This window comes from Microbulbifer sp. S227A (assembly GCF_049800935.1).
Window position 1 is genome coordinate 164659 of record NZ_JBNAFZ010000004.1, and the last position, 21241, is coordinate 185899.

Annotated in this window: 18 protein-coding genes; 8 read left to right on the forward strand and 10 right to left on the reverse strand. The window is 63.5% G+C overall.

The window, feature by feature from the left end:
• Positions 1-9 precede the first annotated feature (9 nt).
• From ACP15R_RS11340 to ACP15R_RS11350, 3 genes are all read right to left on the reverse strand, one after another.
• Entirely contained in the window at positions 10-309 is a 300-nt protein-coding gene (locus tag ACP15R_RS11340; RefSeq protein WP_424986516.1) for an FtsB family cell division protein, read from the reverse strand.
• Between the two features lie 143 nt (positions 310-452).
• A complete protein-coding gene (locus ACP15R_RS11345; protein ID WP_424986517.1) occupies positions 453-1346 on the reverse strand; it encodes a fructose bisphosphate aldolase in 894 nt (297 codons plus the stop codon).
• A 120-nt stretch (positions 1347-1466) separates the two neighbouring features.
• Positions 1467-2657, reverse strand: a complete 1191-nt coding sequence (locus tag ACP15R_RS11350; protein WP_424986518.1) for a phosphoglycerate kinase — start codon at positions 2655-2657, stop codon at positions 1467-1469.
• 132 nt (positions 2658-2789) lie between these two features.
• On the opposite strand from ACP15R_RS11350, the gene ACP15R_RS11355 reads away from it, so the two are divergent.
• Positions 2790-3296, forward strand: coding sequence for a peptidylprolyl isomerase (locus ACP15R_RS11355; RefSeq protein WP_424986519.1), 507 nt, complete (start codon positions 2790-2792; stop codon positions 3294-3296).
• The gene (locus tag ACP15R_RS11360; RefSeq protein ID WP_424986520.1) at positions 3289-3837 is read left to right on the forward strand and encodes a peptidylprolyl isomerase; all 549 of its coding nucleotides are present in this window, start codon (positions 3289-3291) and stop codon (positions 3835-3837) included. The genes ACP15R_RS11355 and ACP15R_RS11360 overlap by 8 nt, the downstream gene beginning before the upstream one ends.
• A 238-nt stretch (positions 3838-4075) precedes the next feature.
• On the opposite strand, the gene ACP15R_RS11365 is transcribed toward ACP15R_RS11360, so the two are convergent.
• From ACP15R_RS11365 to ACP15R_RS11385, 5 genes are all read right to left on the reverse strand, one after another.
• Complete coding sequence (locus ACP15R_RS11365; RefSeq protein WP_424986521.1) at positions 4076-4585, reverse strand: bactofilin family protein; 510 nt, start codon at positions 4583-4585, stop codon at positions 4076-4078.
• Positions 4536-5906, reverse strand: a complete 1371-nt coding sequence (locus ACP15R_RS11370; RefSeq protein ID WP_424986522.1) for a DUF5930 domain-containing protein — start codon at positions 5904-5906, stop codon at positions 4536-4538. Before ACP15R_RS11370 ends, ACP15R_RS11365 begins: the two co-directional genes overlap by 50 nt.
• 222 nt (positions 5907-6128) lie before the next feature.
• Entirely contained in the window at positions 6129-6956 is an 828-nt protein-coding gene (locus ACP15R_RS11375; RefSeq protein WP_424986523.1) for a ferritin-like domain-containing protein, read from the reverse strand.
• A gap of 24 nt (positions 6957-6980) precedes the next feature.
• Positions 6981-7649 (reverse strand): DUF6778 family protein, encoded by a 669-nt coding sequence (locus ACP15R_RS11380; RefSeq protein ID WP_424986524.1) that lies wholly within the window; start codon positions 7647-7649, stop codon positions 6981-6983.
• A 186-nt stretch (positions 7650-7835) separates the two neighbouring features.
• Complete coding sequence (locus tag ACP15R_RS11385) at positions 7836-8297, reverse strand: peroxiredoxin (RefSeq protein WP_424986525.1); 462 nt, start codon at positions 8295-8297, stop codon at positions 7836-7838.
• 84 nt (positions 8298-8381) lie between these two features.
• Here ACP15R_RS11385 and ACP15R_RS11390 point away from each other — a divergent pair, with 84 nt between their 5' ends.
• From ACP15R_RS11390 to ACP15R_RS11405, 4 genes are all read left to right on the forward strand, one after another.
• The gene (locus tag ACP15R_RS11390) at positions 8382-11732 is read left to right on the forward strand and encodes an AsmA-like C-terminal region-containing protein (RefSeq protein WP_424986526.1); all 3351 of its coding nucleotides are present in this window, start codon (positions 8382-8384) and stop codon (positions 11730-11732) included.
• A gap of 95 nt (positions 11733-11827) precedes the next feature.
• The gene (gene queA / locus ACP15R_RS11395; protein WP_424986527.1) at positions 11828-12904 is read left to right on the forward strand and encodes a tRNA preQ1(34) S-adenosylmethionine ribosyltransferase-isomerase QueA; all 1077 of its coding nucleotides are present in this window, start codon (positions 11828-11830) and stop codon (positions 12902-12904) included.
• A 107-nt stretch (positions 12905-13011) separates the two neighbouring features.
• Positions 13012-14292 (forward strand): MFS transporter, encoded by a 1281-nt coding sequence (locus ACP15R_RS11400; protein WP_424986528.1) that lies wholly within the window; start codon positions 13012-13014, stop codon positions 14290-14292.
• A 102-nt stretch (positions 14293-14394) separates the two neighbouring features.
• Positions 14395-14973: a DUF924 family protein gene (locus tag ACP15R_RS11405; protein ID WP_424986529.1), complete on the forward strand. Its 579-nt coding sequence runs from the start codon at positions 14395-14397 to the stop codon at positions 14971-14973.
• 12 nt (positions 14974-14985) lie between these two features.
• On the opposite strand, the gene ACP15R_RS11410 is transcribed toward ACP15R_RS11405, so the two are convergent.
• Positions 14986-15438 carry a hypothetical protein gene (locus ACP15R_RS11410; protein WP_424986530.1) on the reverse strand — a complete coding sequence of 151 codons (453 nt, stop codon included), beginning with the start codon at positions 15436-15438 and terminating at the stop codon, positions 14986-14988.
• A 153-nt stretch (positions 15439-15591) separates the two neighbouring features.
• On the opposite strand from ACP15R_RS11410, the gene lpdA reads away from it, so the two are divergent.
• Both lpdA and ACP15R_RS11420 read left to right on the forward strand, forming a co-directional pair.
• The gene (lpdA, locus tag ACP15R_RS11415; RefSeq protein ID WP_424986531.1) at positions 15592-16986 is read left to right on the forward strand and encodes a dihydrolipoyl dehydrogenase; all 1395 of its coding nucleotides are present in this window, start codon (positions 15592-15594) and stop codon (positions 16984-16986) included.
• Between the two features lie 71 nt (positions 16987-17057).
• The gene (locus ACP15R_RS11420) at positions 17058-18407 is read left to right on the forward strand and encodes an MATE family efflux transporter (protein WP_424986532.1); all 1350 of its coding nucleotides are present in this window, start codon (positions 17058-17060) and stop codon (positions 18405-18407) included.
• Here ACP15R_RS11420 and gyrA read toward each other — a convergent pair whose 3' ends face one another.
• The gene (gene gyrA / locus ACP15R_RS11425) at positions 18408-21152 is read right to left on the reverse strand and encodes a DNA gyrase subunit A (RefSeq protein ID WP_424986533.1); all 2745 of its coding nucleotides are present in this window, start codon (positions 21150-21152) and stop codon (positions 18408-18410) included.
• Between the last annotated feature and the right edge of the window lie 89 nt (positions 21153-21241).

Sequence of the window (21241 nt, forward strand, 5' to 3'; positions counted from 1 at the left end):
GTGGCGCGCCTAACGGATGACGATCTCGTCGGCCCGCAACAGGCCCAGAACCGAGCGGGCCTGCTGATCGAGAAGGTCGAGATCGAGATATTCGTCCGACAGGCGGTGGGTCAGGTTTTCGGTGGATGCGATCTCGGCCTCAAGCCGGATCAGCGTCTGGCGCAGCGCATCGGCCTCGGCGGTGATCTCGACGCGCCGGAACAGGCCGAAATCCCCCTGCACGGCGGCAAAGGTGAAATAGGCGCACAACGCAAAGGTCGCGGCAAAATAGATCAGGCCCCCAAAGCCGGGGCGCGTCAGACGGGTCAAACTGCACTGCCTCATGGCGCCCTTGATGGGCGTTCTCGCTGCACTATGACATAGGCGATTCGCCTTGTGAATCCCTGTTTATGGGGAGGCACAGGCGAAAATCGAAATTTCGGACCGCGTGGCCAAAAGGCCGCAGAACCGGGTCAGCCCGCGACCGATGCGTCGTAGATGCTGGTGATGGTTTCGCCCAGGGTTGCGTTGAACGCGTCATCCGATTGCCCGGCCGAAAGCCCCTCGGTCAGCGCCCGCGAGAACGAGGCGATCACCCCGCGATTGACGCTCAGGCGCGCATTGGCTTCCTCGCGCGAATAGCCGCCCGACAATGCCACCACCCGCATCACGCGCGGATGATCCACCAGCGACGCATAGGTATTGGCGGTTTCCGGCAGGGTCAGTTTGAGCATGACCTGCTGATCGGCGGGCAGGGCGTCAAGATGCCGGGTCAGCTCGTCGCGCAGCATCGCTTCGGCTTCGGCCTTGTCGCTGATGCTGATGGTGATTTCGGGTTCGATGATCGGGACAAGGCCCTTGGCGAGGATCCGCGCGCCGATCTCGAATTGCTGCGCCACGTTGGCGGCGATGCCGCTGGCCGAGGCGGCATCAATCACCGAGCGCATCTTGGTACCGAAAATCCCCTTGGCCACGGCGCGATCCAGAACCGCGTCAAGGCCGGGCATGGGTTTCATCAGGCGCACGCCGTCGGCCTCGTCTTCCAGCCCCTTGTCGACCTTGAGGAAAGGCACCACCGATTTCCTTTCCCACAGGTATTGCGCGGTGGGGATGCCGTCGATGTCGCGGTCCATGGTCTGCTCGAACAGGATGGCACCGACAACCTGTTCGCCGCCAAAGGCCGGCGAGGTGACGATGCGGCTGCGCATCTGGTGGATCAGGTCGAACATCTCGGCATCCGAGCCATAGGCGGTTTCCTCGACGCCATAGAGCTTGAGCGCCTTGGGGGTCGATCCGCCGCTCTGGTCAAGCGCCGCAACGAATCCCTTGCCCGAGGTCATCTGTTCGGTTTGCCGGGGGTCTGCCATGGGTCATCTACCTTGTTGGTTCTGGCCCACGCGGGGCATTGTCGTTGTCTTGCAGGGGTTTAAAACAGGGACCTGCCGGTTGCAATTGCGTTAGCGCGAACAGGGCCCCGGCCACCGGGCTCAGCCCTGGAGCGCCGCGACGCCAGGCAGGGTCTTGCCCTCCATCCATTCGAGGAACGCGCCACCCGCGGTGGAAATATAGGTGAAATCCTGCGCAACGCCCGCCTGGTTCAACGCGGCAACCGTGTCACCGCCCCCCGCGACACTGATCAGCGCACCGGCGCGGGTCTGTTCGGCGGCGCTGCGGGCGGCGGCATTGGTGGCGGCGTCAAAGGGCGCGATTTCAAAGGCTCCCATCGGCCCATTCCAGATCAGGGTGCGGGCCGTGTCCAATACTGCCGCCACCTGTTTTACCGTTTCCGGGCCAGCATCCAGGATCATCGCGTCATCGGGGCATTGATCGGCGGGCACCGTCTGGTTTTCCGCCCCGGCCTTGAATTCGCGTGCCACGACCGCATCCACCGGCAGCAGGATCGCGCAGCCCGCGGTTTCCGCCTTGGCCATGATCGCGCGCGCCGTGTCGGTCATGTCGTGTTCGCACAGGGATTTGCCCACATTGATTCCCTGCGCGGCGAGAAAGGTATTGGCCATGCCACCGCCGATGATCAGGTGATCGACCTTGTCCACAAGGTTGCCCAGCAGGTCGAGCTTGGTCGAGACCTTGGCGCCGCCCACCACCGCCGCCACCGGGCGTTCGGGGGTGCCCAGGGCAGCTTCGAGCGCGGTCAGTTCTGCCTCCATCAAGCGCCCGGCGCAAGCGGGCAGCAAGCGCGCCACGCCCTCGGTCGAGGCATGTGCCCGGTGCGCCGCGGAAAAGGCATCGTTGCAATAGGCATCGCCAAGTGCTGCAAATTCGGCGGCAAGCGCGGGATCGTTCTTTTCCTCGCCGGGCTGGAACCGGGTGTTCTCGAGCAGCAGAACCGTGCCCTCGGCCATCGCTCCCACCGCGGCCTTGGCCGCATCGCCCCGGCAATCGGCACAGAATGACACCGCCACGCCCAGCCCGGCCTCGAGCGCCGGAACCAGCGGCAACAGCGACATTTCGGGCACATGTTGCCCCTTGGGACGCCCGAAATGCGCGAGCAGCACCGGTTTTCCGCCCTTGGCCAGAATATCGTCGATGGTCGGTTTCACCCGCCGGATCCGCGTGTCATCGGTGACCACGCCATTTTCGACCGGCACGTTGATATCGACCCGGACCAGAACCCGTTTGCCTGCGATTTCCATGTTGTCCAGCGTGTTCCAGCTCATCGGTCAATCCCTGTGCCCATATCAATTCCCGCGCTTTTTTCTCACATTTCTGCTCATGGTCAATGGTTCACTTGGCATTCCCGCGTCTCCGGCTTAGGTATCTGCGCAACACAGCTTGGACAGGAGAGCCAGATGGCCGAGATCAAAGACCCCGAAAACACTATCCTGATGGAACTGAAGGACGGCACCGTCACCATCGAGTTGCTGCCCGACGTGGCACCGCTGCACACCCAGCGGATGAAGGACCTGGCCCGTTCCGGTGCCTATGACAACGTGTGCTTTCACCGCGTGATCGACGGGTTCATGGCCCAGACCGGCGATGTGCAGCACGGCGACATGGAAGACGGCTTTAACCTTGGCCGTGCGGGCACCGGCGGCTCGGACATGGACGACCTTCCGGCGGAGTTCTCGAAACTGCCCCATGACCGCGGCACGCTGGGTGCAGCGCGTTCGCAGAACCCCAACAGCGCCAACAGCCAGTTCTTCATCAACTTCAAGGACAACAGCTTCCTGAACGGTCAGTACACCGTCTATGGCCGCGTGATCGAAGGTATGGAACATGTCGACGCCATCACCCGTGGCGAGCCGCCCGCGTCGCCCGACCGCATGATCAGCGTCAAGGTGGCGGCAGATGCGTAAGCTGGCCGCGCTGTTTGCGCTGGTTGCCAGCCCGGCGCTGGCCACCGGGCTACAGGTCGAGATCGAAGGCGAGGGGGCCAATGGCACCGTGGTCATCGACCTGCTGGAAGATGTGGCACCGGGCCACGTGGAACAGATCGCCGCGCTGGCCTCGGAAGGGGCCTATGACGGGGTGGTGTTTCACCGTGTGATCGACGGGTTCATGGCCCAGACCGGGGATGTCGAGAACGGCATACTTGGGGGTGATCTGAGCCGGGCGGGCACGGGTGGGTCGACGCGTCCGGATCTCGCCGCCGAATTTTCGGATATTCCGTTTGATCGCGGCGTTGTCGGTATGGCCCGGGCACAAAGCCCGGACAGCGCCAACAGCCAGTTCTTCATCATGTTCGAACCCGGCCATTTCCTGAATGGTCAGTACACCGTGGTAGGGCGTGTGACCGATGGTATGGACGTGGTCGATGCCATCAAGCGAGGCACCGGTCCGAACGGGGCAGTAATCGGCACGCCAGACACTATGAAATCGGTGACCGTCATCGATTGATCCGCGCCTGTATTGGCGCGCAACATGACCTGCGTCCCGCCGGGCGCATATGAAAGACACGGTTTCGCAACGCGCGGGGCCGTGTTTTTTTTATTTGCAACACCCACCGGGGCCGGTGCGCGTCTGGGGCGGGGCCGGCGCGTCTGGGGCATGAGATGGCGACCGGATAGCCCCGCATGACAAGGGGCACGCGTTTGTCAAAAACGGTGCCCCATCAGCCGGTTCATAGGGTTTCGGCTTACGACGATACCTTGGCGGTGGCCGGGTTTGCGCCCTGGGCCTTGCCCGCGCCGCCGGGGTTCAGCGGATCGTCCTGACGCTGGACCGAGCCTTCGAAATGGGCGCCGCTCTCGATGGCGATGGTCTTGTGGATGATGTCGCCTTCGACACGGGCGGTCGAGGTCAGGCGGACCTTCAGGCCCCGCACACGGCCAACGATTCGGCCATTGATCACCACGTCATCCGCGGTCACTTCCCCCTTGATCGTGGCGGTCTCACCAATGGTCAGCAGATGCGCGCGGATGTCGCCCTCGACGGTGCCTTCGACCTGGATGTCGCCGGTTGTCTTGAGGTTGCCCGTGATGTGCAGGTCAGACGACAGGGTCGATGCGGGAGGCTTGGCCTTGGGGGCGCTGGCCTTGTAGTCACCGGCCGGTGCGGGTGCGGCAGGGGCCCCTGTGGGAGCCGCCGGTTTCGCCTCATCGGACGTCTTGGAACCTGGCTCGTTTATCTTGCTCTTCGAAAACATTACTTGCAGCCTTGATGTAGATCATGGGGTTAACAGGTGTGCCGTTTACGCGCACTTCATAGTGCAAATGCGTGCCGGTCACCCGTCCGGTGCTACCCATATCAGCAATGTGTTCCCCGCGCGAGACCCTTTGGCCCTTCTTAACGCGAATGCGCGAGTTATGGGCATAGTAGGTTTCGATACCGAAATCATGCCGGATTTTGACCAGCCGGCCATAGCCCGATTGCCAGCCTGCATGGATCACAACCCCATCGGCGGTGGCGAGAATATCGGTGCCCGCCGGACCCGCGAAATCCGAGCCGTTATGCATCCGGCGACCGCCTGTCTTGGGGTCGCGCCGATAGCCGAAACCGCTGGTATAGCGCACCGCGTCGCGCACCGGGCTGGCGAATGGCGCGCGCTCGGCGGCGATTCGGTACATGTTCAGAAGGTCCATCTGCGACAGGATGCGGTTGGTCCGCAATTCGTCGACGGTGGGTTCATCTTCGCCGCGGGTGGTAAAGGTAAGGGGGGTCAATGGACCGCCCTGACCGCTATACCCGCGGCGAACCTGCTCGATTATCTTGTCGGTCGGCATGCCTGCCGAGCGGAACATCTTGTCCAGCGGTGCCACCGAGATGGTCATGGCTTCTTCGAGTTGGCGGAAAATCTGATCGTTCTGCTCTTCCTTGAGCTTGAGGTCGAGCTCAAGCTCGGCGGCCCGCTCAATGGCGTGCCGGGCATTCTGTTCGATTTCGTCGCGTTCGCGTGCCGTCCGGGCGAGCGCCTCTGCCATGAAATCGACCGAAGCGGGCGAACCGGTGGCGCTGCCGGTGGAGGCACCGGGTTCCGCCTGTTCGGCCAGCAGAGCGGCGAGTTCCGAACGCGCGGACTCGCGGTCTCCCATGGTGTCGCGCAGGGTCGACTGGATCACTTCGATCCCGGTCTCAAGCTCGCGGCGCTGTGTTTCCGAGGCCAGAAGGTCGGATTGCATGATCGAGATCTGGGCGAGGGCGGCATTGAAGCGCTGTTGCGCGGCCTGTGCCTCTTCGGCGCGGGCGTCGCGTTCCAGGGCGAGCGCATTCAGCCGGTCCTGGTACATGTCCTGATCGCGCTTGGCCTGTTCGCGGAAATTTCCCGACCCGATGCTGTCCATCAACAACACTGCCGTCGCGATGATCGCCCAGGCGACAATTGCCGAAGCTCCGATACCGACAAACAACTGCGTCGACGGGCGCAGGCGCACAAAGCGCGTGTCCGTGTCAGACTTGAGAAATACCCGGCGTTCGGGGAACAACCGTTCCATCACCGCATGAATTCTTATCGCAAGCCTTGTCCGCACGCGCTCATCCCTGATCCATCCCCATTGGCGGCTGACGGACCTGCTCAGGACCTCGCGCCTGAGCGCTGAGTACTCATCGCGTGACTTTTGGGCAAGTTCCCGCAGTCTGTAACGGGCCGATGACAGGGGATGTCGGGCAAAACCGGCGAAATCCCGCCGAAATCAATGGGCTCTGATTGCTCCATCGGCAAGGAATTGCCGCCCGTTTATTGGGCACCCGAATTACTCCGCGCTGTTTTGCCGCTCGGCCAGGGGCCAGTAGAAGTCGGGCGGAATCCCGGCTTCGGCACGTTTCTCTTCGTTGAACGGCGGTTTGAGCTGGCCGTGGAAATAACGCCTGACCAGGTTGTGAAACACCTCGCGCGGGTCAAGATCGTGGCGGCCACAGAGGAAGTGGAACCATTTCGAACCATAGGCCACATGGGCGACCTCTTCGGCATAGATGGTTTCCAGTGCCGCGACCGCATGATCGATCCTGGCCTTGCGGAACAGCTCGATCATGCCCGGTGTCACATCCAGACCGCGTGCCTCGAGCACCATCGGAACAACCGCGAGCCGTCCCATGAAATCATCCGCCGTGTCCTCGGCTGCGCGCCACATGCCCGCATGGGCGGGCAGCGCGCCGTAATGGCTGCCAAGTTCTTCGAGGCAATCGCAGATCAGGTTGAAATGCTTGCTTTCTTCGTCCGCCGCCTTGACCCAGTCGTCATAGAAACCGATCGGCATCGGGATGTCGCCAAAGCGCGCGATGATGTCCCAGTGCAGATCGACCGCGTTCAGCTCGATATGGGCCACCGCGTGCAGCAGTGCGATCCGGCCCGCCGGGCTGCCAGGACGCCGGCGCGGAACGTCGCGCGGGGATAACAGTTCGGGCCGCTGGGGCCGCGACGGGTGCAGCGGCGGCATGGCGGTGCCGATGGGAATGTCGCTGGCCTGACCCTTGCGCGCCGCGAACCAGCGCGCCGCGCATTCCCGCGACACCCTGGTTTTTTCCCGCCCATCCGCAGTTTGCAGAACCACGGTCGCCATCTGGGCAAGCGTCTCGGCCATGTTTCGGGCGCTCCGGTCGAGGGGCTACTGACCGACGCTCACAAAGGTGTCGCGATTGTCCGGCCCGGTGCCGAGCCAGCCGCTGAAGGTCTTGGCCAGATGTTCGCTCACGCGGTCCTTCTGGGTCGGGCCGAATTGCGCCGCCTCATAGGCTTGTTCGTTCACCAGGGCGGGCATCTCGGCGCGGATCATGCTGGGGCCGGCCAGGACGGCACCGGTGCGCGCATCGCGGATTTGCACCGCGAACTGCATGTTGTGAACGGCGGCCGGTGCGCGGGCGACGGTGATCGGGGTCACGCCGTGAAACTTGAGAATCGTGATGTCGAACTCGACCGGGCGCGATCCATGCAGGCCGCTGGCAGCCTGTTGTGCGGCGGTTTTCGTGATCGCGGCAACCTGGGCGCGGCGATCCCCTGCCGGGTCGCCATGCCAGACGATATCGGAATGCACAAAGAACCGGTTTGCATCCGAAACGCTCAGCGTATCCGGCACCGATACCTGCACGCTGCTGACCCGCCAGTTGCCGGTGGCGGCGCTGGTCAGCGGGTCGTCGTAATCGGTGGACCATTCCCTTTCGCAGGCGGCCAGCAGGAAAGCCCCGGCAAAGAGCATGAGCGCCGGACGCAGGGCGCGGTGCACGCGGCCAAACGCGCTGCTGGCAGGGTTGGGAAGGGTCGTGAAGGAACGGAGCATGTGGGCTCTCCCGTCAAAAGAACATCAACGCGCGGGCCGGGCCGGTAACAACAACGCCGCCCATATGGCACAGGGTACGTGCTGTCGGTAGGGCATATTCCCGCATTTGTGTAGGCAAAACCGACATTTCCGGCCAAGGTCGGGATCAAATCGTTGCCATAGGTCCACAGATGGCGCCCATCCCGCCTAGTCCTGCCTTGCGGCGGCGAGCACGTCTTCCACGTGTCCGGGCACCTTGACCTTGCGCCAGATGCGGCCGATGCGCCCCTGCGGGTCGATCAGGACGGTGGTGCGCTCGATGCCCATGAAGGTCTTGCCATACATCTTTTTCTCTTTCCACACGCCGTAATCCTCGCAGACCTGCCCGTGTTCATCCGACAGGAGCGGCACGGTCAGGCCCTGTTTGGCGACAAACCTGTCATGGCTCGCAAGGCTGTCCTTGGAGATGCCAAAGACCAGCGCACCGGCGTCGGAAAAGGCTTGCTGATGCTCTGAAAATCCGATGGATTCCCTAGTGCAGCCCGGAGTATTATCGCGGGGATAGAAAAAGAGAACAACCGTCTGACCGCGCAGTTCAGACAGGCGGACAGTGTCGCCACCGGTGCTGGGCAGGGCAAAGTCGGGGGCAGCTTCGTTGACGTCGAGCATGTGCGAATTCCGTGTGATTGGATCAGGGATGCAAAGGACAATAGGCTGTTCCGGCAAAACGAAAAGACGCGCAGGCCGGTTTTGATGACCACGGAACCGAAAAACAATGCCTCGGACGAGGTGGAACAACCGCGTCGTCGCTCGCGACGGCGCAGGGTGGGGATCTGGTCGGCCTGGTGTAGCGGAATCGTCGCCTTGCTGGTGGGCGGGCTGGTGCTCTGGGGGATCGGTCAGACGCTGACAATGCCCGACTGGCTGCGCCACCGGATCGAAACCCGGATCGAACAGAATCTCGGCGGGCTCCAGATCGCTTTCGGCGATGTCGAGATGGTGGTCAATCGCGGCTGGCGGCCACGGGTGCGGTTGCGCGATGTCGTGCTGAGCGAGGCCGATGGCCGTCCCGTCGTGCAGCTTGCCGATGCGCAGGCCAGCCTGGCGATGCGCCCCTTGCTGCGCGGGCGGCTCCAGCCCAAGTCGATTTCGCTCGCCGGGGCCTTCATCACCCTGCGGCGCGAGACCGATGGCAAACTGTCGCTGGCGCTTGGTCAGGACAACACCGTGGTGCGTGAGGCGACAACGGTTGCCGAACTGATCGAAGAGTGGGACCGTCGTCTGACCTCGCCACCGTTGTCATCGCTTGTCGCGGTCGAGATGGAGGCGCTGACGCTGCGCTATGACGATCTGCGGCAGGGGCGCAGCTGGACGCTGGATGGCGGGCGGATCACGCTGGACCGCGACGATGCCGACATCCGGATCGCCAGCAGTTTTTCGCTGCTCAGCGGCGGAGACAGCGCCGGCTCGATCGAGATGAACTATGTCAGCCGCATCGGCCAGGCCAATGCCGAGCTTGGCGTTGCGGTGTCCAACATCCCGGCACAGGACATCGCCGCGCAATCCGTGGCGCTGGCCTGGCTCGACGTGTTGCGGGCCCCGATTTCGGGCGCGCTGCGCGGCAGTATCCAGAGCGATGGCGCGCTTGGACCGCTATCGGCGACGCTCCAGATCGGTGCCGGGGTGGTGCAGCCGACCGAGGCGACCAGGCCGGTGCCGTTTGACGATGCGCGCAGCTATTTCACCTATGACCCGCGGGAACAGGTGCTGATCTTTGACGAGGTGTCGGTGCAAAGCGCCTGGGGCTCGGGGGCGGCCGAGGGGCGGGCCTATCTGGGGATCGATTCGGGCGGGTTCAGCGACCTGATTGGGCAACTGACGCTCACCGACTTGTCGCTGAACCCCGATGGCCTCTACGAAGAACCCGTCGAAATCGCCCGCACATCGGCGGATTTCCGGCTGCAGCTCGCGCCGTTCCGGATGACCCTGGGCGATATGTTCATCACCCAGCAGGACAGCCGCCTACACCTGTCGGGCAGGCTTGATGCCCATCCCGAAGGTTGGAAGCTGGCGGTTGACGGCAGCATGGACCGGCTGACGCCCGAGCGGCTGAAACAGCTTTGGCCGGATTTCGCCGCGCCCAAGCCGCGAAAATGGGTGAACGAGAATGTCTCGGGCGGGTGGCTTGAGGATATCGGTTTTGCCCTGCGCATCGATCCGGGCGAACGGCCCGATATCTATCTCGACTTCAGCTATGAAGACACCGAGATCAAGTTTCTCAAGACCATGCCGCCGATCATGGGGGCCGCCGGACAGGTCACGATCGCGGATGACCGCTTTGTCGCCACCGCCACCGCCGGGCGGGTCGTTGCCGGGCAGGGCGGTGCGCTCGATGTGGCGGGCACGTCTTTCATCATTCCGCAGATGGCGGTGAAACCGGATACGCCGGCGGTGGTGCGCGTGCAGGCGGGCGGGTCGGTCACGTCGATCCTGTCGCTGCTGAACCGGCCGCCTTTGGCGGTGCTCAAGGATACGCCGCTGCCGGTCGACATGGCGGATGGCAGCGCGCGGCTGACCGGAACGCTGGCCTTGCCGATGAAACCGAAAGTGCCGTTTGAAGAGCTCGAATTCCACCTGCGCGGCACGATTTCGGATGTGACGAGCACGGTTCTGGTGCCGGGGCAGACCGTGCAGGCGCAGGTCATGGACATCACGGGGGATCAGGATGGCATTGCGCTGTCGGGCGCCGGGCGGATCGGCCCGGTGCCGGTTTCGGTCCGCTGGCAGCAGCCCCTGGGCAAGGATGTGCCCAAGGGCAGCCGCCTTGACGGGACGATCGAATTGTCCCCCGCCGTTGTCGACACGTTCGGGATCGGGCTGCCCGATGGCAGCGTGTCGGGCAGCGGCAGCGCGACCTTCTCGATGCAGTTCGCCGCGGGCAGCCCGCCGGCCTTGACGCTTGAGTCCGATCTGCGCGGGGTGGGGCTTGCCCTGCCGCCGCTGGGCTGGGCGAAACCGGCCCCGGCGGCGGGACGTTTGCAGATTGCGGGCATCGTCGGCGATCAGACCCGCATCGATCGCCTTGTCCTTGAGGCCGCGGGCCTGTCGGCAAACGGGGCGGTGAGCAACAGGCCGGGCGGCGGGCTGGATCGCGCCTTGCTGAGCTCCGTGCGCCTGGGCGGCTGGCTGGATGCGGCGGTCGAACTGGTGGGCCGGGGCAGCGCGCCACCGGATATCCGAGTGCTCAGCGGCACCCTGGACCTGCGCAAGGCCAGTTTCGGCAGCGGCTCGGCCGGCGGTGAAAGCGGCCGCATGGAGGTGGCACTGGACCGGTTGCAGATCACCGACACGATCTCGCTTACCGAGTTTTCCGGGCAATTCACCACCACCGGCGGCGTCAAGGGGCCGTTCACCGGCCGGGTGAACGGCGACACGCGGGTATCCGGGCAGGTGCAGCCGCAATCCGGGCGCAGCGCCGTGCGCATCCAGTCCGGGGACGCGGGCGGCGTGGTGCGCTCGGCGGGGTTGCTGACCATGGCGCGGGGCGGGCAGTTCGACATGTCGTTGCGCCCCGGTGTGCGCAGCGGGCAATTCGACGGAACCCTCAAGATCACCGACACCCAGGTCCATGACGCGCCCGCTATTGCGGCCCTGCTCAACGCGATCAGCGTGGTTGGACTGCTGGACGAGATGTCGGGGCAGGGCATCCAGTTCTCCGATGTCGAGGCGCGGTTCCGGCTTGGGCCGTCCAGGGTCACCGTGTTCGAAAGCAGCGCCACCGGTCCGGCCATGGGCCTGTCGATGGATGGCACCTTTGACGTGCCGCGCGGGACACTGAACATGCAGGGGGTGATTTCGCCGCTCTACCTGCTCAACCAGGTGGGGAACCTGATCGCGCGCAAGGGCGAGGGGGTATTCGGTTTCAACTATACCCTGACCGGCCCGGCCAGGAATCCGCGCGTGAGGGTCAATCCGTTCTCGGGTATTGCCCCGGGCTTTTTGCGCGACATCATGCGCCGCGCGCCGCCGCCGGTTGACGAATTTGCCCCGAAACCCGCGCCCGCCCCCCGCAAGTCGCCCAATGACGCCGATTGGGGACGCTGACCGGGACGCTGACCGGGATGTTGACCGGGGCGGCTGCCATGCGTTGCAGCCGGTCGCGGCCAAGGATAGAAGCCGGCGAAACCTGATCATCCCGAATGCCCGACAGGATCACGCCGATGAAGCTGAGCGATTTTGATTTCGATTTGCCCGAGGACCGCATCGCCACGCGCCCGGCGGTTCCGCGCAGCGCGGCGCGGCTGTTGGTGGCGCAGGGCAGCGAGATCACCGACACGCGGGTCAGCGCCTTGCCCGACTGGCTGCGCCCCGGCGACCGGCTGGTTCTGAACGATACCAAGGTGATCCCCGCGCGCCTGAGCGGCACCCGTGAACGCCACAGCGCGCAGGGGCACACCAGCGCGCGCATCGAGGTCACGCTGCTGGAACCGCGCGCGGATGACTGTTGGTCGGCACTGATCAAGCCCCTGAAAAAACTGCGCCCGGGCGAGACCGTCAGCTTTTCTGCGGGGCTCTCTGCGGTGCTCGACCATGTGGAGGACGGGCAGGGCGTGCTGCATTTCAACCTGGACGGCGATGATTTCGACGCCGCGCTGGCCGAAGCCGGGGCCATGCCGCTGCCGCCTTATATTGCCGCCAAGCGCGCGGCGGACGAGCAGGACAAGACCGATTACCAGACGGTGTTTGCGCGCAACGCCGGGGCGGTTGCCGCGCCCACCGCATCGCTGCATTTCGACGAGGCGCTGCTTGCGGCGCTGCGGGACAGGGGCGTCGAATTCACCAAGGTCACGTTGCATGTGGGCGCGGGCACTTTTCTGCCGGTCAAGGTCGATGACGTCACGACCCACAGGATGCATGCCGAATGGGGCCGGGTCAGCGCCACCGCCGCCAGCGAAATCGCCGCCACCCGCGCGGCGGGCGGGCGGATCATCCCCGTGGGCACGACCGCGCTGCGGCTGATCGAAACCGCCGCGAGGGGCGGCGAGATCGCGGCCTGGGAAGGCGATACCGACATCTTTATCTATCCCGGCTTTGAATTTCACGTCACCGATGCGCTGATGACGAATTTCCACCTGCCCAAATCGACCCTGCTGATGTTGGTCTCGGCGCTGATGGGGCAGGACCGCATCGCGCGGGTCTATGACCACGCGGTGCGCGAAGGGTACCGGTTCTTTTCCTATGGCGATGCGTCGCTGCTGATCCCGCAAAAAGGCTGATTTTGCCTCTTGCGACTCACAGGATGTCGCTGCCAAGGGGGACGTGTCCGGTCTGAACCGCGATACCCGACACCGAAACCGCAATGCCAATCCACCGGAGGCGCGAGATGTTACAGGTTCTGTCGAGCGCGTGGGCGTTGCTTTTGGGCATGATGCTGCTGATGGTCGGAAACGGGCTTCAGGGCACGTTGCTCGGGGTGCGCGGCGAGATCGAGGGCTTTTCGACATTGCAGATGTCGATCGTCATGTCGTCGTATTTCGTCGGCTTTCTCGGCGGTTCGCGGCTGGCCCCGGACATGATCCGGCGGGTCGGACATGTGCGGGTGTTCGCGGCGCTGGCCTCGTTCATCTCGGCGGTGATGATCCTGTATCCGACCTTTACCGACCCCTATGCCTGGGCCCTGGGGCGGGTCATCATCGGCTTCTGCTTTTCGGGCGTGTACGTGACCGCCGAAAGCTGGCTGAACAATTCGGCAACCAATGAAACCCGTGGGCAGGCGCTGTCGCTCTACATGATCGTGCAGATGGTCGGGATCGTGTCGGCGCAGGCGCTGATGCTGGCGGGCGATCCGGCGGGGTTCGTGACCTTTGTGATCGCATCGGTGCTGATCTCGGTGTCCTTCGCGCCGATTCTGCTGTCGATCAGCCCGACACCGGCCTTTGACACCACCAAGCCGATGACCCTGCGTGAATTGCTCAAGATCTCGCCGCTTGGCTGTGTCGGCATGTTCCTGCTGGGCGGTGTCTTTGCGTCGCAATTCGGCATGAGCGCGGTCTACGGGGCCCGCGCCGGGCTGAGCGTGGGCCAGATTTCGATCTTTGTGGCGACCTTTTATATCGGTGCAATGTTGCTGCAATACCCGCTGGGCTGGATCTCGGACCGCATGGACCGGCGCCTGCTGATCCTCGCGGTATCGGGCTGCGGCGGGATCGGGGCCTGTATCGGCATGATGTTCGGCGCGGATTTCACGCTGCTGCTGCTAGGGGCCTTCCTGATCGGCGGGCTCAGCAATCCGCTCTATTCCCTGCTGCTGGCCCATACCAACGATCATCTCGATCACGAGGACATGGCCGCCGCCTCGGGCGGGCTGGTATTCATCAACGGGCTGGGCGCGATCACCGGGCCGCTGATCATCGGCTGGCTGATGGATGACGGGGTCTTTGGGCCGCCGGGCTTTTTCCTGTTCATGGCGGGGCTGCTCTTCGTGCTTGCCGCCTATGCCGCCTATCGCAGCACCCGGCGCCCCGCCGTTCCGGTCGAGGAAACCGGCAGCATTGCGCCGATGTACCCGTCCTCGACATATGTGGCAGTTGAATACGCGCAGGAACTGGCTATCGAAGCGGACTTGGAAGACGAGCAGGTGACGGAAACGCCACAGCAAGGTTGAGAATGTCCCGAGTGTAGCAATTTGTTACTGTAAAAATTTTGTAAATCAGTTTCAATATCTGCGTGACTTGGGAGGGGATGTCGAAAAAGTAGGGAGTGGACCATGGTTGGCCCCGAAGAAGTACTGAGTTTTTGGTTGGATCAAGTGGGTGAAGCCGGATGGTATGCCCAGGACAAGGAACTGGACGCGGAGATCACGCGACGGTTCGAAACGTCCTGGGAGGGTGCGCGCGACGGGCGGTTTTCGCTCTGGCTCACATATCCCAGCGGTGCCCTTGCCTATATCATCCTGACCGATCAATTCCCCCGCAACATGTTCCGTGGCAGCAGCAAGGCCTTTGCCACCGATGACGCCGCTCTTGCCGTGGCCAAGGCCTGTGTCGACAAGCGGTGGGACATGCGGATCGATGAACCGGCGCGGCAGTTTTTCTACCTGCCGATGATGCATTCGGAAAACCTGTGTGACCAGGAACGCTGTGTGCGGTTGATGTGCGAACGGATGCCGGAATTCGGCGCATCCAACCTGTTGCATGCGCGGGCGCATCGCGAGGTGATCCGCAAGTTCGGCCGTTTCCCCTATCGCAACGACGCCCTGGCGCGCCCGTCCAGCGAACCGGAAACCGCCTATGTAGTTGCCGGTGGCTATGGCTCGACCGTGCGCGAGTTGCAGCAGGCGGGTTAATCCCGCCGCGGCCTAGCTTGACGGTGACGGGGCGGATGCGGTCTCTGGCGGGACGCAGCCGCGGATACGGCTGACCGTCATGACAGCCTGATCCCCGGCGGTCTCGATGGCCTGGTCCAGCAGGCGTTCGGGGGTGCCACGCAATTCGGTGACGGTATTCATCATGTCGTCAAGCCGGGCTTGCATCATCTCGATGCGATCCTGGACCCGTGTCATGGCGGCGGACGAAACATCGCCGGATTGGTCTTTCAATTCGGCGAGATCGGTGCGCAGCGCCGCGATCTCGGCCCCTGTGGTCTGAACGCTCTCCTGAAGCGGGGTCACGATCTGGAGGTTCTCGGCAAAGCTGTCGGCCAGTGAATTGGCGCGGTTGAACACCATCAGGGCCAGCACCAGGCAGAGCGCCACCAGGATCAACGTGGCATTCAGCAAGGCCAGCGCCAGGTCTTTCAACGTCTTACCCATGATTTCACTCCGCTTTGTGTGGGCTCAGACTATCACGCGATCTGTGGCTGGCCAGCGCAATCTCGGGGCGAGTTGCCGATATCTTTGCAAAGGCGGGAGGCTGTTGCTAGGCTGAGCGCTACAGGTGCAACTCCTTTTGGAAACAGGGTAATCATGGTCGCCAAATCCTTTGATATGATCGTTGTCGGGGCGGGGCCCGGCGGATATGTCGCCGCCATTCGCGGGGCGCAGCTGGGCTTGAACGTGGCGATTGTCGAACGCGAGCACATGGGCGGGATATGCCTGAACTGGGGCTGTATTCCGACCAAGGCCATGCTGCGCAGCGCCGAGGTGTTCCACCTGATGGAGCGGGCCGGAGAGTTCGGTCTCAGGGCCGACAAGATCGGCTATGATCTGGACGCGGTTGTCAAACGCAGCCGCAAGGTTGCAGGGCAGTTGTCGGGCGGCATTGGCCACCTGATGAAGAAGAACAAGATCACCACCGTGATGGGCGCGGCGACAGTGACCGGCAAGGGCCGGGTCAGCGTGACAACCGACAAGGGACAGCAGGAACTGAGCGCAGCGCATATCGTTCTGGCCACCGGCGCGCGGGCGCGCGAATTGCCGGGCCTTGAAGCGGATGGCGATCTGGTCTGGACCTACAAACATGCGTTGCAGCCGGCGCGGATGCCCAGGAAACTTCTGGTTATCGGGTCCGGGGCCATCGGGATCGAATTTGCCAGTTTTTACAACACGCTGGGGGCCGATACCACGGTTGTCGAAGTGATGGACCGTATCCTGCCGGTCGAAGATGCCGAGATCAGCGCTTTTGCAAGGAAGCAGTTCGTCAAGCAGGGCATGACGATCATGGAAAAGGCCAGCGTCAAGACGCTTGACCGCGCGCAGGGCAAGGTCACGGCCCATATCGAGACCGGCGGCAAGACCGAGGCGCTGGAGTTCGATACGGTGATTTCCGCCGTGGGCATTGTCGGCAACGTGGAGAACCTTGGGCTTGAGGCGCTCGGGGTCAAGATCGACCGGACACATGTGGTGGTCGATGAGTATTGCCGCACCGGTGTCGAGGGGCTGTATGCGATTGGCGATATCGCGGGGGCCCCGTGGCTGGCGCACAAGGCCAGCCATGAAGGGGTGATGGTTGCCGAGTTGATCGCCGGCGAAAACCCGCACCCGGTCCGCCCCGAAAGCATCGCCGGCTGTACCTATTGCCAGCCGCAGGTGGCCTCGGTGGGGCTGAGCGAGGCGCGGGCCAAAGAGCTTGGCCATGACATCAAGGTCGGTCGGTTCCCGTTCATCGGCAACGGCAAGGCCATTGCCCTTGGTGAACCCGAGGGAATGATCAAGACAGTGTTTGACGCCGCGACCGGCGAGTTGCTGGGCGCGCATATGGTGGGGGCCGAAGTGACCGAACTCATCCAGGGCTATGTGGTCGGGCGCCAGCTTGAAACCACGGAACAGGACCTGATGAATACCGTCTTTCCGCACCCCACCCTGAGCGAGATGATGCACGAGTCGGTGCTGGATGCCTGGGACCGGGTGATTCACATGTGATGACGTCGCGCAACGCGCTCTTGCCGTTGGGGTAGGTTCTGCCCTAATGCAGGGGCCTGATGAGCACCCCGATGACATATCCCGGCCACGTCAAGGCCATTCTCGTGCTGGGTCTGCCGCTTGTCGGGGGGCATCTTGCGCAATTCGCCATCGGCATGGTCGATACGGTGATGCTGGGTTGGTACGGTGTTGACGAACTTGCCGCGGTCACGCTGGCGTCGACCTATTTCTTTGTGCTCTTCATCCTGGGGGCGGGGTTCGCCATGGCGGTGATGCCCATGGTTGCCGCCGCCGAGGCATCTGACGACGAGATCAGCGTGCGCCGCGCCACCCGCATGGGGTTGTGGCTGTCGCTTGGCTATGCGCTTGCGGTGATGCCGCTGATGATCTGGTCCCGCCCGATCCTGCAACTGTTGGGGCAAGAACCCCATGTGGCGCAACTGGCGTCGGAATATTTGCGGGTGGCGTGCTGGGGGATCATCCCGGCCTTGCTGGTGATGGTGCTGAAATCCTATCTCGCGGCGCTTGAACGGACACAGGTGGTGTTGTGGGTCACGGTCTGGGCGGCGGTGACCAACGGTGTTGTCGACTACATGCTGATCTTTGGCAATTGGGGCGCGCCAGAGCTTGGCCTCATGGGCGCCGCGCTGGCCTCGCTGGTGACCCAGATGGTGTCGCTGGTTGCCATCGTCGCCTATGCCGCGTGGCGCTTGCCGGATCACCAGATCTTCCTGCGCCTCTGGCGGCCGGATTGGGAGATGATGGGCCGCGTCTTCCGCCTGGGGGTGCCGATCGGGCTGACCCTGGTGAGCGAGGTCGGGCTCTTTGCGGCCTCGGCGTTGATGATGGGGTGGCTGGGCACGCTGTCGCTGGCGGCGCACGGGATTGTTGTCACCGTGGCTTCGGCTACCTTCATGGTGCATCTGGGCCTGTGCAACGTGGCCACGATCCGGGCGGGCAATGCCTATGGCCGGCAGGACCGGGCGCATATGGCGCGAGGGGCCATCGCGGTGACCGGCCTGTCGCTGGTTTTCGCGGCACTGACCATGATCGCCTTTTTCCTGGTTCCGGTTCCGTTGCTTTCGGCCTTCATGGAGGCGGATAATCCGCACCGGGCCGAGATTCTCGAAATCGGGGTGCTGTTGCTCGCGGTTGCCGCGCTGTTTCAGCTTGTCGACGGCGCGCAGGCCATGGCCCTGGGGCTGTTGCGCGGGGTGCAGGACACCAAGGTGCCGATGCTGATGGCGGCGATGTCCTACTGGCTGATCGGGATCCCCACCTCTTACTACCTTGGCTTTGTTCTGGGTATGGGCGGGGTCGGGATCTGGCTCGGGCTGGTGGTCGGGCTGGCCTGTACCGCGGTCTTCCTGATGACCCGCTTTTGGGGGCGGGCCATCAAGGCGGTAGGCGTGGCGGCCTGATTATTCGCCGCCAGCCTCTTCTTCCTCTGTGTCGCCCTGTTCGGCAATCCAGGCCACGCTCACGACCTCTTCACCGTTGGAGGTGTTGAACACCTTGACCCCCCCGGCCGAGCGCGATCGGAAGGAAATCCCCTCGACCGGCACCCGGATCGACTGGCCCTTGGAGGTCGCCAGCATGATCTGATCATCCAGCTCCACCGGGAACGAGGCCACCAGGTTGCCGCCCCGCATGGATTTTTCCCAGGCGGTCACGCCCTGGCCGCCACGTCCGCGCACCGGGTAATCATGGCTTGAGCTGAGCTTGCCCAACCCGCCCGAAGTGATGGTCAGGATCAGGTTCTCGATGGCCGACATTTCCGCATAACGCTCTTGTGGCAGCGGGGTATCGGCATTGCCTTCGCTCTCGTCGGTCTCGGCATCCTCGACCACCCCGGCCATCAGGCGGCGCATCTTGAGATAGGCGGCGCGCTCATCCGGTTCGGATTCGAAATGGCGGATGACCGACATCGACACCACGCGGGCATCCCCGTTCAGCCGGATACCGCGCACCCCCGTCGATTCGCGCGAGTTGAACACCCGCACATCGGTGGTGCGGAACCGGATCGCGCGGCCTGAATCGGTGACCAGCATCACGTCATCGTCTTCGGAACAGATACGGGCATCGACCAGCTGCACCGAGCCGTCTTCGGGGAGCTTCATCGCGATCTTGCCGTTGCGCCGTACATTGGTGAAATCGGAGAGCCGGTTGCGGCGCACATCGCCACCCGAAGTGGCAAAGATCACCTGCAACTCGTCCCAATGATCTTCGTCCCGGTCGATGGGCATGATTGCCGCCACCGAGACTCCGGTGGGAATCGGCAGGATGTTGACGATCGCCTTGCCCTTGGAGGTGCGCCCGCCCAGCGGCAGACGCCAGGTCTTGAGTTTATAGACCATCCCCTCGGTGGTGAAGAACAGGAGTTGCGTATGGGTGTTGGCGACAAAGAGGGTGGTGACCACGTCCTCTTCCTTGGTCTGCATCCCCGACAGCCCCTTGCCCCCCCGGCGCTGGCTGCGGAAATCGGCCAGCGGGGTGCGCTTGATATAGCCGCCCGAGGTCACGGTCACCACCATGTCCTCGCGCTCGATCAGGTCTTCGTCCTCCATGTCGCCCGACCATTCGACGATCTCGGTACGGCGCGGCACGGCGAATTGTTCGCGCACTTCGCGCAGCTCGTCGGCGATGATGCCCATGATCCGCTCGCGGCTGCCCAGGATCTCAAGGTATTCCTTGATCTTGGCGGCCAGTTCCTCGAGTTCGTCGGTGACTTCCTTGACGCCGATCTGGGTCAGCCGTTGCAGGCGCAGTTCCAGGATCGCGCGGGCCTGGGTCTCGGACAGGTTATAGGTGCCGTCCTCGTTCGCCGTATGGGTCGGGTCGTCGATCAGCGCGATATATTCCATGATCGACGCGGCCGGCCAGCGGCGTGTCATCAGCTTTTCCCGCGCTTCCGCCGCATCGGCCGAGGCGCGGATGGTGGCGACAACCTCGTCGATATTGGTGACCGCAACGGCAAGGCCGCACAGGATGTGGCTGCGTTCGCGGGCCTTGCGCAACAAATAGGCGGTGCGGCGGGCAACGACATCCTCGCGGAAATCGATGAACGAAGTCAGGAACCTGCGCAGGGTCAGCTGTTCGGGGCGCCCGCCGTTCAGTGCCAGCATGTTGCAGCCGAAATGCGTTTGCATCGGGCTGAAGCGCCAGAGCTGGTTGAGCACGACATCCGGGGTGGCATCGCGCTTCAGTTCGATCACCACGCGCACGCCGTTTCGGTCGCTTTCGTCCTGCACATGCGCCACGCCCTCGATGCGTTTCTCGCGCACCGCCTCGGCGATCTTTTCGATCATCGCGGCCTTGTTCACCTGATAGGGGATCTCGTCCACAACGATGGCGTATCGGTCCTTGCGAATCTCCTCGACGCGGGTCTTGGAGCGCACGATGACGCTGCCACGGCCTTCAAGATATGCCTTGCGTGCGCCCGAACGGCCCAGCATGATCCCGCCGGTCGGGAAATCGGGGCCGGGCACAAAGTCGATAAGCTGCTCGCTGGTCAGGTCCGGATCCTCGATCAGCGCCAAGGTCGCGTCGATCACCTCGCCAAGGTTGTGCGGCGGGATGTTGGTGGCCATGCCAACCGCGATGCCGCCGGCACCATTGACCAGCATGTTGGGAAAACGCGCGGGAAGGACGGTCGGCTCCTGGTCCTTGCCATCGTAATTGTCCTGGAAATCCACGGTATCCTTGTCGATATCCGCAAGCAGGGCGGCCGAGGGCTTGTCCATACGCACCTCGGTGTACCGCATGGCCGCCGGGTTGTCGCCGTCCATCGATCCGAAATTGCCCTGGCCATCCAGCAGCGGCAGCGACATGGAAAAGTCCTGAGCCATGCGGACCAGTGCGTCATAGATCGCACTGTCGCCATGCGGGTGGTACTTACCCATGACATCGCCGACGGGGCGCGCCGATTTGCGGTAGGGCTTGTCATGTGTGTTGCCGGTTTCATGCATGGCATAGAGAATGCGTCGATGCACCGGTTTCAGCCCGTCGCGCAGGTCGGGTATGGCACGGGACACGATGACCGACATCGCATAGTCCAGATAGGATGTCCGCATCTCGGATTCGATGGAAACGCTGGGGCCGTCATAGACGGGGCGCTCCTGCGGTGTTTCATCCGTGTTTTCAGGTGGTTCCGGCGTGTCGCTCACGTTTATTTGCCCACTTATTGTGCATCGACTATATGTAGTAGTCGGACCATATCAGACGTCGTACATAAGGTGCAATGGCACAGGGGGTT